This window comes from Taibaiella helva, from assembly GCF_003545695.1.
Lineage (GTDB): Bacteria > Bacteroidota > Bacteroidia > Chitinophagales > Chitinophagaceae > Taibaiella > Taibaiella helva.
In genome coordinates, this window is record NZ_QUZZ01000004.1 from 390,143 (window position 1) to 402,836 (window position 12,694).

12 protein-coding genes are annotated in these 12,694 nt (G+C 49.9%); 3 read left to right on the top strand and 9 right to left on the bottom strand.

Features of this window, described 5'->3' with window-relative positions; genetic code table 11:
• Positions 1-38 precede the first annotated feature (38 nt).
• Entirely contained in the window at positions 39-2,447 is a 2,409-nt protein-coding gene (gene tamL, locus DZC79_RS09540) for a translocation and assembly module lipoprotein TamL (protein ID WP_118951325.1), read from the top strand.
• Between the two features lie 300 nt (positions 2,448-2,747).
• Here the strand turns inward: tamL and DZC79_RS09545 are convergent, their stop codons facing one another.
• From DZC79_RS09545 to lon, 8 genes are all read right to left on the bottom strand, one after another.
• The gene (locus DZC79_RS09545) at positions 2,748-3,293 is read right to left on the bottom strand and encodes a DUF7935 family protein (RefSeq protein ID WP_118951326.1); all 546 of its coding nucleotides are present in this window, start codon (positions 3,291-3,293) and stop codon (positions 2,748-2,750) included.
• A 190-nt stretch (positions 3,294-3,483) separates the two neighbouring features.
• Positions 3,484-4,662 carry an acyltransferase family protein gene (locus DZC79_RS09550; RefSeq protein WP_157977037.1) on the bottom strand — a complete coding sequence of 393 codons (1,179 nt, stop codon included), beginning with the start codon at positions 4,660-4,662 and terminating at the stop codon, positions 3,484-3,486.
• Between the two features lie 296 nt (positions 4,663-4,958).
• The gene (locus DZC79_RS21170; RefSeq protein WP_157977038.1) at positions 4,959-5,099 is read right to left on the bottom strand and encodes a hypothetical protein; all 141 of its coding nucleotides are present in this window, start codon (positions 5,097-5,099) and stop codon (positions 4,959-4,961) included.
• A gap of 27 nt (positions 5,100-5,126) precedes the next feature.
• Positions 5,127-5,432, bottom strand: coding sequence for a JAB domain-containing protein (locus DZC79_RS09560; protein WP_118951329.1), 306 nt, complete (start codon positions 5,430-5,432; stop codon positions 5,127-5,129).
• A gap of 57 nt (positions 5,433-5,489) precedes the next feature.
• Entirely contained in the window at positions 5,490-6,143 is a 654-nt protein-coding gene (locus tag DZC79_RS09565) for an NAD(P)-dependent oxidoreductase (RefSeq protein ID WP_118951330.1), read from the bottom strand.
• A 122-nt stretch (positions 6,144-6,265) separates the two neighbouring features.
• Positions 6,266-6,670, bottom strand: coding sequence for an Rrf2 family transcriptional regulator (locus tag DZC79_RS09570; RefSeq protein WP_118951331.1), 405 nt, complete (start codon positions 6,668-6,670; stop codon positions 6,266-6,268).
• A 120-nt stretch (positions 6,671-6,790) separates the two neighbouring features.
• Positions 6,791-7,957, bottom strand: a complete 1,167-nt coding sequence (locus DZC79_RS09575; protein ID WP_118951332.1) for an MFS transporter — start codon at positions 7,955-7,957, stop codon at positions 6,791-6,793.
• 175 nt (positions 7,958-8,132) lie between these two features.
• On the bottom strand, positions 8,133-10,547 hold the full coding sequence (gene lon / locus DZC79_RS09580; RefSeq protein ID WP_118951502.1) for an endopeptidase La: 2,415 nt from the start codon (positions 10,545-10,547) through the stop codon (positions 8,133-8,135).
• A gap of 198 nt (positions 10,548-10,745) precedes the next feature.
• Between lon and DZC79_RS09585 the strand changes: the two genes are divergently transcribed.
• Complete coding sequence (locus tag DZC79_RS09585; RefSeq protein ID WP_157977040.1) at positions 10,746-11,441, top strand: outer membrane beta-barrel protein; 696 nt, start codon at positions 10,746-10,748, stop codon at positions 11,439-11,441.
• 64 nt (positions 11,442-11,505) lie between these two features.
• Here the strand turns inward: DZC79_RS09585 and DZC79_RS09590 are convergent, their stop codons facing one another.
• A complete protein-coding gene (locus DZC79_RS09590; protein ID WP_118951334.1) occupies positions 11,506-12,165 on the bottom strand; it encodes a DUF2461 domain-containing protein in 660 nt (219 codons plus the stop codon).
• 108 nt (positions 12,166-12,273) lie between these two features.
• On the opposite strand from DZC79_RS09590, the gene DZC79_RS09595 reads away from it, so the two are divergent.
• Positions 12,274-12,678 carry a DoxX family protein gene (locus tag DZC79_RS09595; protein ID WP_118951335.1) on the top strand — a complete coding sequence of 135 codons (405 nt, stop codon included), beginning with the start codon at positions 12,274-12,276 and terminating at the stop codon, positions 12,676-12,678.
• Positions 12,679-12,694: the final 16 nt, after the last annotated feature.

Sequence of the window (12,694 nt, forward strand, 5' to 3'; positions counted from 1 at the left end):
TAAATTGCCGTACCGGTACCGCACATAAGCAGCTGCTCATGAAATTACTCTATGCTTTTTTTCTTCTTGCGGCTATAGCGCTACTGTCGGCTTGTTCCAGCACCAAATACCTGAAAGAGGATCAGTATCTTCTGAGGAAGGTGAATATTAAACTGAGCACAGATCGCACGCTGTCCGAAAAAGGAGCGCTGAACGACCAGCTGTACAGCCTTATGCCCCAACGGCCCAATTCCTATCTTTTCGGTATGTTCCCGGTAAAGCTGTGGCTGTACAACTTCCGCTATAAAAAATACCAGCAGGATACGGCCAACTTTCAATTGACGTCGAAAGTAGTGGAAAAGCCGTCATTGCTGGATACGTCGATGATCATGAGGGCCCGCCGCAACATGAAGGATTTCCTGCGCAACTCCGGCTACTTCTATGCCAGTGTAAGCGATACCATAAAGATTAAAGGGAAAAAGGCTTATGTTACCTATAAAGTAGCTACCGGCAGCGAGTACCTGATCGACGAAGTGAGCTATGATATTGCAGATGAGGGCATCGCCAGGCTGACGAACAAGCTGAATGAAGGAAGCCTGCTGATCAAGAACAAGGCCTATTCCAATACCTTGGCCGGGGCTGAACGGAACCGGCTCACCAATGTGATCAGGAACTATGGCTATTACCGTTTCAGCGCCGACAACATAGACTTCGAGCTGGATACGCTGGATAAATCGTATTTCCGCAACCTGGAAAATCCCTTTGAAAGCGCGATCAACTTTATCACGCTGAAAAAGAAAAAGAAAAAGCCTACCCTCAACGTAAAGGTCATTATCCATCCCACCGACGATAGCCTCGAGTTCAAGCCGTTTACATTCAAAAATGTGATCGTGATTCCCGACTATGTTGATACAAATGACCTGCGCAGCACCACGCTTACGGAAAAAGAGGTGAACGGGCTTACCTTCCGCTATCGTGAGCAGTATGTCCGTACCGGCATCCTGGATAAAAAGATCTTTATACGGCCGGGCAACCTGTATTCACAGGCCGACTACAACCAGACCCTTCGCCAGCTCAACGATCTCGGCATTTTTCAATATGTCCGCATGTTCATCTTCGCCAACCGGCAGGACAGCCTTAACCGCACGTTGAACTGCTATATCCTGATGAACAAAAACAAGAAGTACGATTTTGGTACCAATGTGGAGGTGTCGGGCGGCGATCTCTACGCCATCGGCACCGCAGCCAATGTTTCGGTTACGGACAAAAATTTTCTCAAGGGCGCCAACGAGCTGACCACTACGGTATCTTACGGTATTGAGCTGGGGCAAAATAAAAACGCCGATGTGCCTTATCCCAAGCAATTCTACCTGTTCTCCCAGAATATCGGGATCAATTTCCGGCTTACCTTTCCCAAGTTCATCCTGCCGGTCAACCAGAACAAATTCAGCCAGAGTTCGGTGCCGCGTACCGTGCTGGCGGCGGGTATCAACTCGCTGGACCGTTACCAGTATTTCAACCTGGTGAGTGTAAATGCGAGCTACGGCTATATCTGGAAAGAAAGCGCCATCAAGACCTGGTCGGTGAAGCCGATCTTTGTCAATACCCTGCACCTGCGTAATATTTCCGATACCTTCCAGTCACGCATCGACAATATACCCGCCATCCGCAACAGTTACCAGGAAACCTTTGTGGAAGGGGAAAGCGTGGAATTCATGATTAATACCGAAGGGCAGCACCGCTGGCGTTATGCCTATGTCAAGCTGGGAGGAGAAGAGGCCGGAGCCTTGCTGAGCGGTGTCAAAGGTATTGCCGAAGCCTTAAACAGTCCTTTCAGCTTTTCCCATGCCCGTTATTTCCGACTCGACTTCGACGCCAGGCAATACCTGCTGCGGCGCAATTCTTCCCTCGCCATGCGGTTTTATGGCGGGGTGGGTATTCCCTATGGCGGGTCTACCATCCTGCCCTATATCAAGCAATACTTCGTGGGGGGCGCCTACAGTATCAGGGGCTGGCGTCCAAGAGTGCTGGGTCCCGGCAGCTATTACGATTCCCTCCGCCAGAACTCTTCCGATAACCTGTTTATCGATCAGGCCGGCGATATCAAGCTGGAGTTCAATGCCGAGTACCGCTTTGCCATGATCAAGCTTTTTTCCGGCGCTATAAGCCTCAATGGCGCGGTGTTTACCGATATGGGCAATATCTGGCTGGCCCGTAAAGATGACAAGCTGCCCGGCGCCAACTTTGAGTTTAAAAACCTTTACCAGGACATTGCCGTCAGCTCCGGCGCCGGCGTCCGCCTCGATCTGGGCGGCTTCCTGGTCGTCCGCTTCGACTGGGCCATACCGCTTAAAAAGCCCTATATCAACAGTAATTCCGGCTGGGTGCTGAAAGATATCGACCTGGGCGATCCCGATTGGCGGCAGAAGAATGTGAACCTCAATATTGCTATCGGCTATCCTTTCTAGCATGTGCTTTAATACAGAAAAGCTGCCCTACCGGCAGCTTTCGTTTTCTCATGGTGAAACGATGGATATGATCCGGACCTTTATGGTCTTCTTTCCACTATTATCTGGAACAAAGATGCCTGTTGTTCCATTGCCGGGCAAGGGCTAATTCATAACCGGGCCATATTTCCCGATAATTGTGTCATCTGGGTTTACAGTTCGTCTTTCCCTAACTTGTAAAAAGAAACCCGGCCTTTCGTTCACAGCAAAATGGCTGCCCCGGAGTGAACAGCCATTTTTTAAAAATAGTCGGAACTTTGCTTAGCTCTGATGCGACAGCACGATCTTGGCCTCGTTGTTGATCACCTCAAGCGCTACTTCTACAGGCAGGTCATTCTCGTTGGATACAATAAAGTCGATCATTTTCTGATGCAGCTCTTTTGCTGAGCTTTCAGGCGGCAGCAGGCCTGCAACCTGGTTGATCATCGCCATTTCCTGTTCTTTTACACTCTGCACCGTTTTCCATACCTGGGCCGATACATAAATCTGCTGGCTCAGGTTGTGCTCGTATTCCATACGGATGGCCTGCAGCAACTCCGTTTGCAGGTCGCGCGTCGTCATGCCTGTCTGGTATACGCGTGGGATCAATACCCTGGGATGAATGCGCTCCATATACAGGGCCAGGCGCTCGTAGGCTTGCAGACGCAGGCGCAGGGTAGTGTCCATGCCTTCGCGAAAGATAGACATCCGCTTGCGTTCCGTCTCGCTGACCAGGAATTTTTTTACGATAAGGGAAGCGGTGATCAGCACTACAATAGCAGGAATGGTGTACTTCAGTATTTCCAGGATGGTCTGTAAAGTGGTCATGTCGTTATTTAGGATACAAGGACAAATATACAATTTCAGCCGGTTATTGTCCGCGGCCGGCAGACGTTGCGAGCGGATTCACATTGCTATGATGGAGCGGGGGCAAAAACAGGGAGCCGTATGCTGTTTATCTTTTCCGCGGCGTTGTACCCTGCCGGGCGAAACGCGAAGCGTATGAGCGACAAAAGGATTAATGCTTTTGCGGGCCTGAGCCGATCTTGCCTATCCTTATCTTTTTTGCATAATCCATACAAGGTTTCTCTACACCGGTATAAAACAGGAAGCATATCAGCACCAGCACTGGCGTTATACCAAATATTATAAAGCAGAATTGCGCAGGAGACAGGCTTGCTGCCCGATCTAAACCATAAATAAAGTACATGAAGACGAAAAGGACGATCCCGTGAATGAGATAGGTGCTATAGCTGATGTCGCCTAAAAACCGCAGTGCAGCACTCTTCAGAATACCGAAGACGTTATTCCCCAATGCGATTAAATTGAATATCACAATGATTAAAAGTTTACAGGCCGGATCGGCTGAAGTTTCAAAAAACGGTATGGCCAGCAGGCAGGCGATGATGATAATGCTGAAGAGCGGCGATTTATAGTTTACTTTCCAGGGATTGTATTTAATAAGGAATGGCGCCATGGCGCCTCCGGCAAATGAGGCCAGGTGATGCCAGAAGAAATGTTTGAAAGTAAAGAAGGCGGTAAGAAAAAGAATACCAATCACCACGTAGAACAGCGATATGCTTTTCCTGGAAAGGAAAAGGGCCAGGACCGGCAAGCTGAAATAGAACAGCCATTCGTAGGGGAGCGACCACACAACGCCCGCATTGATAATGTTGGTATAGGAGGATTGGTTGATCAGAGGTCCACCGGCAAGCGTAAATGTGGCCCAGCAGAATAGCTCCGAAAGGAAACGGGTCGCCGTCTCTTTGAGCTGCCAGTTGCTCAGCTGCATCACAATGAGCACCAGGATCAATACCGATATCAGGTACATGGGCACCAGCCTGAATATCCTCGAGAGATACAGCAGGTTCCAGCTGATCCTTTTCTGTTCCGCATTTAATAGTTTGGTGACAAATAAAAAAGCGGTGATCATGAAAAAGAAGGCTACGCTTGTCTCGCCAAGGTGCGTATAAAAATTGGACGGAACAGATTCCCAGCTTTTGAGGTGCACATACTGGTACCAGATGGCCGAATGGTGCATAAAGACACCAATAGCCAGGAATCCTCTTAAGCCATCAATGTTTTCGTTCCTTGCCGGGTAAGCATTCGTAATGGTATACTTTAAGTTGATCAGGTAGGCTGTTGCCAGCGCGATAAGCAATATCCCGAGGGCAAAAAGAGGACTTAAAGGATTCATTTCTGTACTGGCTTCTTTTTTGTAAGTATCTGCAGCAGGGCATCTGAACATTAAAGATACAGCAGCATTGCCCCGCGACTGCCATTAAAGGGTAAATCTAATTTGAAATCTTTAAAGGTCCTAAAAAAGATACAGGCCGGCGGCCGGAACGCGATAGCGGTTTGGATGGCGAAGGTTTTGTAAAAATGTTTGAAAATACCGTAGGGGCAAGGATTTATAGAAAAAGAATCATCCATGAAGTGTCATTGCCCACAAGTCGTAAGCTGGCACACGCGAGGCGCGTGCCAGCGTGGGGTTCATCCCTGCTGCTTCTCCACTTCCCGTTTCGTCAAGCCCGATGCCTTTATAATAACATCAACGGAAATGCCTTGATCTACGGACCTCTTTTTCTCAGCAGTAACCACTTTCTTTTCGGCTGCTGCTTTTTCTTTCTCCATCTTCTTTAGCTGGCTGCATTCACTTTGTCATCCGGAGAAGGTGAGGTCGTAGCGCTTTTCGGTTTCGATTTTGTCTATCTGCTCTTCGTCTTTGAAGCTGAAGAAGCCTTTTTCGGAAGTGATCAGGTGGTCGATCACCGGCACCTGGATAAACTTGCCTATGGCAGGCATCCGTTCGGTTATGTCGATATCGCCGGGAGAGGGCCTCAGCTCGCCGCTTGGATGATTGTACACCAGGATCAGCTTACCACCCGCTTTTGCAGGGCAAAGCTTATGTATCAGGTAAAAGACACTTGGTACCTGACTCCCGATTCCCGAGACCTGACTCTTGATTCCTGGCTCTGATTCCCTGGCTCCTGATTTCTGATACTTTGTACCTGATACTTCACACTAGTAAGCCGCTGTAAAACGCTGGCGGATATGCCTGCCCTGCTCCGCTTCATCCAAAACGGCTACGGCAAGGTCTTCTACAGAAAGCACGCTCCGGTTATTGCTATCGAAGACAGGGTGCTCCAGACCGGTGCGGTATTGGCCGGTACGGCCGGTATTGATACCATGGTGCATTTCGATGGCCGGGCTGAAGAAAGTCCAGTCTATATCCTGCTCTTCTTTAAGATAGTTGAGGTAATCCCGGGCGGCCGTAGCGCCGGCTTTAAAGGCCTCGGGAAAATCGGGGGAATCGACAAGCTGTGTGCCGGGTGCAATGTAAAGGCTGCCGGCCCCTCCGATCGCAATGAATCGTTTGACAGCTGAGGCCTTCACTGCTGTTTGTATAGCCTTTGAACCTTCCAGGAAATCGTGGTAAAGGTTGGGATTGGTCCAACCTGCGTTGTAAGCACTGATGACGAGATCGCTGCCTTTAAGTGCTTGCAGCAAAGCCGCGTTGTCAGCCACATCCACAGCTTTCTTATGCAGGTTGCTGTTCTCTTCTTTGATTTTGGAGATATCGCGTGCAATAGCAGTTACGGTATGCCCTCTTTGCAGGGCTTCTTTTACCAGGGCCGAGCCTACAAATCCAGAGGCTCCGATGATTGCAATGTTCATGTTTGTTCTATTTTGTTTTTATTGTAATAATTATTATTACAGCTTTATAAACGTAATTATAATATTGCTGCCGTTTCAGGGATTAATTGTAATTTCCTTTATTACCGTTTTCTGAAAAAAATTCAGCCGGCCTGTTTCACCAATTTTTCAATGGAAATGCTTTTTAGCTTTTTCAGCAATGCGGCTTCCGCCTCGTCGTTCACCTCGTCCATCATCTTACCGATGCGGATACCCACGGGACAGCTGGGGTTAGGCTTACTCCTGGAATGATTGAACAGGGGTTGCTCATAAGTTGCTTTATAGACATCAGCCAGGGTGATCTTACGAGGCGAGCAAGCCAGCGAGCTGCCGCCGTTCTTACCTTCCCTGGTCTCAATAAGGTTGGCTTTGCGCAAGCGGCTCAGTTCCTTACGCACCAGTACAGGGTTAATGTTGATGCTGGAGGCGATGTATTCCGACGACAAACCATCCTCCATGCTCAGGAGTGTCAGTATGTGAATCGCAATGGCAAAGCGTCCGTTGATCATAATTCTGTAATCTTTATTATTACAGTACAAAGGTAAGATCATCCGGATCACATCTGCAAATTTCTACCGGAAATAAAATACTATGATGCCATCAGCAGAAACAATGCTCTCCCCGAAAGCCTAGCGGCTCAGGCGATTCAGCCGGCGGGCAAGCAACGTAGTGCCCAGTCCCAGCAAGGCAATAAAGGCGAAAGCCACACGAAGATTCGTCGCCTGCGACAGGAAACCGATCAGGGGAGGCCCCAGCAGGAAACCCAGGAAGCCAATAGAGGAAACCAGGGCCAGCGCCAGACCCGCGGGTATTTTCTTCGACCGTCCTGCCAGGCTATAAACCAGGGGTACTACAGACGAGGTGCCGATGCCGACGAGCAGAAACCCGATCGTGGCAGGTACCAGCGACGGCCACAGCACGGCCAGCAGCATACCGCCAACAATAGTAATACCGCTGAACTGGAGAATCCGCTTTACACCGTAGCGCGCCACGAAGGTATCGGATACAAAACGCCCGCCGGCCATGGTGAAGGTAAAGGCAATATACCCTACCCTGCTGAGTGCTTTGGGCGTTTGTACTATTTTTTCGAAATAAATGCCGGTCCAGTCAAACATGGTGCCTTCGCAGATCATACAGGCGAAGGCGATAAGCCCCAGGGTAAAGATGAAGGCGTCGGGGCGCACCCATCGTCTTTTTGCCTTCAGCTCGCCTTCGGGCCGCGCATCCCTGGGTACCAGGCAGGGCCGGAATGCGACGACCAGCAACCAGCTCAAAAGGCAGATCACCACGAAATGCCGCCAGGGTTTCACTTCAGCGGCCACCATGGCTGTGGCCGTTAACCCGCCGGCAAAACCTGCCAGGCTCCACAGACCATGGAAAGAGGCCATAATGCTGCGCCGGTACAATCTTTCGACCTGCACACCCTGTGTATTGACGGAGATATTACTAAGGTTGCCGGTAATGCCGAAAAGAAATAAAGCACCCGACAGTTGAACAACTGTCCCGGCTAAGCCCAGCAGCACCAGAGTCGCTGGATACAGCAGTGCGCCAGCCGTAAGCATAGGCTTGCTGCCATAGCGGCTGACCAGGTATCCCGACAGCATCATAGCCATTAATTGCCCGGTGGGCATCGCAAACAGCACACCGCCCAATGCCGCATCATTCAGCTGCAAACGGGCCTGTATATCGGGAATGCGGCTGGCCCAGGACGCGAAAACGATGCCCTGGATAAAATAGAAAACGCTGACGGCGATGCGGTAATACCGCTGGGTGGGCAAACTAAGGGACCGGTTCATTTCGGCCGCAAAAATACGGCTTAGACTGATCTCGTGTTCTTATATACATAAAAACACGTCTTGTACATTTTACCCTACCACGGTAGAGACGTTGCATGCAACGTCTCTACTACACAGAGAAACAAAAAAGAACGGCCGTCAAAGACGGGCCGTTCTTTTCTACAAACAAATTTCGTTAGCGTTTCAGCAATGCTTTTTCCAGCACCTCTCCCATTTCACTGACATAGATAAATTTCATACCCTTGATAAATTCAGGGGAGATCTCTTCCACATCTTTACGGTTTTGCTCGCACATCAGGATTTCCTTAAGACCGGCGCGCTTGGCGGCCAGTACTTTTTCTTTAATACCGCCAACGGGCAATACCTGCCCCCGGAGGGTGATCTCACCGGTCATGGCCAGGAAAGGCTTCACTTTACGGCCGGTAAAAGCCGATGCCAGGGCGCTCAGCATGGTCACGCCTGCGCTGGGACCGTCTTTAGGCACGGCGCCCTCCGGTACGTGAATATGGATATTCGTTTCATCGAAACGGGCAATATCGATCCTCAGCGATTCAGCATGTGCTTTAAGGTAAGAAAGCGCCGTAGAGGCCGATTCTTTCATCACGTTACCCAGGTTACCGGTAAGGGTAAGGCCACCTTTGCCTTTGCTGAGGCTGGTCTCGATAAAGAGGATCTCTCCGCCCACATAAGTCCACGCCAGGCCTACGGCCACACCGGGAGGATTGGCTTTCTGGTACAGCTCATTGGAGTATTTGGGCTTACCCAGCGCTTTTTCAATCAGCCCGGTATCGATGCTGGCGGTTTTCGTATCTTCCATAGCCACCTGTCGGGCAATCGAACGCATAATGGCGGCCAGCTGGCGGTCCAGCTCACGCACACCCGACTCGCGGGTATAATCCCTGATTACCTGCTGGATGATCTTGGGTGTATACTTAACATTGATCTGGTCCAGGCCATGCGCTTTCTTCTGTTTGGGCAGCAGGTGGCGTTTGGCGATCTCCATTTTCTCCTCCACGCTGTAACCCGAGAGCTGGATGATTTCCAGGCGGTCGCGCAGGGCAGGCTGAATATCGTTCAGGCTATTGGCTGTAGCGATGAAGAGGATCTTGGACAGATCGTACTCCATTTCGAGGTAGTTGTCGTAAAAAGTGTGATTCTGCTCCGGGTCCAGGATCTCCAGCAGCGCAGAACTGGGATCGCCTCTGAAGTCCTTTCCGATCTTGTCGATCTCATCGAGAATAAAGACGGGGTTGGAGGTCTTCGCTTTGCGCAGCGACTGGATAATACGGCCCGGCATCGCGCCGATATAAGTTTTACGGTGACCGCGCAGCTCGCTTTCATCGTGCAGGCCGCCAAGGCTCAACCGTACATATTTCCGGTTCACGGCATTGGCAATGCTTTGACCAAGCGAGGTTTTACCGATACCCGGAGGCCCTACAAAGCAGAGGATCGGCGATTTCATGTCGCCCTTCAGCTTCAGCACGGCGAGGTACTCCAGGATACGGTCCTTGATCTTTTCCATGCTGTAATGATCGGCATCCAGCACCTTCAGCGCCTTTTTCAGATCGTACTTATCTTCGGTATACTCGCCCCAGGGCAGGTCCAGCATCAGGTCCAGGTGGTTGTAGACCACGGAATAGTCAGGCGAATTGGGATGCATCCTTTCCAGCTTGCCCAGTCCCTTTTTGAAAGTTTCTTTAGCAGCCTCGCTCCACTTTTTGCTCTCCGCACGTTTTTGCAGATCCTTGATCTCCCTTTCGTTGCCTTCGCCGCCCAGCTCTTCATTGATGCTCTTGAGCTGCTGCTGCAGGAAATATTCGCGCTGCTGCTTGTCGATCTCTCCCCGGGTCTTAGTGGTGATCTCATTTTTCAGCTCGGCCATCTGCAAGTCGGTCTGCAACAGCTCAATCAGGCGGTGGGTACGGGCTTTGATATCGTCCTGTTCCAGCAGGGCCTGCTTTTCCAGCAGCTTGGTTTCCAGATTAGAGGCAATAAAGTGCACCAGGAAAGAGTAGTTCTCAATATTGCGCAGCATCATACCGGTCTCAACCGGTATATTGGGCGAAAGGGCAATGATGCGCTCGGCCATATCTTTCACCGAGGAAATCATTGCATCGAACTCTTTATCTTCCTTTGGAAATTTATCGTCGAGGTATTTCACCCGGGCTCTAAGGTAAGGCGCCTCCTGGGTATATTCTTCGATCGCAAACCGCATACGGCCCATAATGAATATGGTAGTATTGCCATCGGGCATTTTGATCTGCTTTACGATCTTGGCGATAGTACCTACCCTGTGAATATCCTGGGTCTCAGGGTCGTCATTACCCTGATCTTTTTGTGCCAAAACGCCGATCAATCCGCCATTTTTGGTACCATCAGCAATGGCCTTTACCGATTTGTCGCGCGAAACGGTGATCGGCAGCACTACATTGGGAAAAAGAACGGTATTACGCAAGGCAATAACGGGAATATCAGTAGGCAATTCACTTTTCTCCTGCTCTTCCATTTCCACCTCACCTAAAGGAACGATAGGCATGAATTCCATATCGTTCTCATTCATATTATTAAAAATAATCTCTCTAAAATTCATGTTGGTATAAGACATTTTGGCAACCGTCCTGCTCGCAGAGGAAGGTCGACTGTGCATTATCTTTGTTCAATTAACATGCCAAAGACGCAATTCGGAAATAATAGCAGTCTTCCTGCCCGGGCATTGGAGACCATCTTTTACCGGATCTTCACGGGAAATCCGCTGCCTTACCTTACTTTTGACGGTAAAACCAGCACTATGATTTGGAAATCTACTTATAAAATAACCCTATTGTTTTTGCTTGCGCTTCCCTTCACCCTGGAAGCTCAATCCCGGATGGGCCGCCCTTCGAAAAAATGCTATTTAAGCTCAGGCATGGAAGGCTATATCCTGAGCACGACGCTAAAGCAACGGCAAAATGACGATATCGGCCTGTCCACGCCTCGTTTTACCGGCTTTGTCAATATGGGCGTCCATGTCAATTACGATTTCAGCCCCCATGCCGGTTTGTACACGGGCTTAAACATAAAAAATATCGGCTTCATAGAGAAATACAGTAATCCCGACTCCACTGTTAAGCGCCGTGTCTATACTCTCGGCGTACCGCTGGGGCTTAAGCTGGGCAATGTGAAGTACGGCAGCTACCTGCTTGTTGGCGGAGGCGTCGATTTCCCCTTCAATTATCGTGAAAAGGGATTTGTACGTCGTGGAGACAAGACCAAGTTCAATGAGTGGTTCAGCGACCGGACACCAAAAGCCATGCCTTATATATTTGTGGGTGTTCACCTGCGTCCCCTGCTCAGCTTTAAGCTGCAATATTACCCGCTTAACTTTATGAATGATGGCTTCGGCACAACTGTAGGGGGCCGGCTGGGCTTTCCTTACAGCGATCACGATGTGCGCCTTCTCCTGCTGACGGCGGGCATTGACATTCCTTTCCGGCCCAAAAACTGAGCAGGATTACACTAAGCAAAAGCGCTGTCTCCGGGCGGAGACAGCGCTTTTGCTTAGTACGTATTTATTGCGGCACTGCACGGTTCAGGAAATCGATAAAGGGCTTCATGGTCCTGAACGACTGGATCGTTTGCCTGGCCAGGTTCTTGTCCGAGAGCTCTTTATCGCTTAGCGGATGCCCCACCGTAAAGCTCTTGTACCGCAGGTATTCTATGGCCGGATTATCCGGATCGTAGCCCTGGGGCGCCTTTTTCAGCTGCTCACCGTCAATCCGGGGATACAGCTTTTTGAAATCCTTTTGATGAATGATCTTTTCAAAAGCCGCTAAGTCATAGTCAATCTCCTGCCTTATGTTTTTCAGCATATCGGCCGGCGGCATCCAGGATCCGCCGCCAACGAAAGCCGATCCCGGCTCCAGATGAAAATAAAAACCGGCATGCGGCGATTTTTTCCCGCCGATGGTAAAGTGGGCGCCGAAATTGGTTTTATAGGGCGACTTATCTTCAGAAAAACGGATATCCCGGTTGATACGGAACATACATTGCTTTGCCGGGATATCCCGGAACAGCGGCTCAAACGCGCTGAGACCTTCGAGAATATCGGCTACAAAGCGCTCGTAGTCGGCCTTTGCAGCCTCGTATTCCTTCCGGTGCGCATCCATCCATTCTTTATTGTTGTTTTGCTTCAGCTGCTTCAGGAACTGCAGGGTCGTTTGTGCGATCATAAAAAGGGTTTGAGCGAATGATTGTAGTCAAAAGTAATATTTTTGTTCTTTTACCGGAGCAGCAAAAAGTGAAGCTCCTTTCATCAGTTTAAAAAAAATAACAGGCCTTTGAAAAAATTATTCTACCACAGCTATTCGCCGGCGGCCTTCAACCTGGGCGCCCTTGTATTGCGTCTTGTTTCCGGCGGCCTGATGATCACCCATGGCTGGGATAAGCTTTCCCATTTTGCCGACTATAAAAGCAAATTCATTTCGTTTATGGGATTAAGCCCTTCTGTTTCGCTGGGCTTGGCTACCTTTGCAGAGTTTTTTTGCTCGGCGCTGCTGATCCTGGGTTTGTTTACCCGCCTGGCAACGATCCCCCTCCTGGTCACCGTTTTTATGATCCTGAAGGTAAACGGCTGGGATGTGATGAAGCATGAGGTGGTGCCGGCGTTCGCGGCCATTTACCTGGCGCTGCTGCTGTTCGGTCCCGGCAAATACAGCCTGGATGCGCGTATTAGCAGGAAATAACCAAGCTAATCTTATC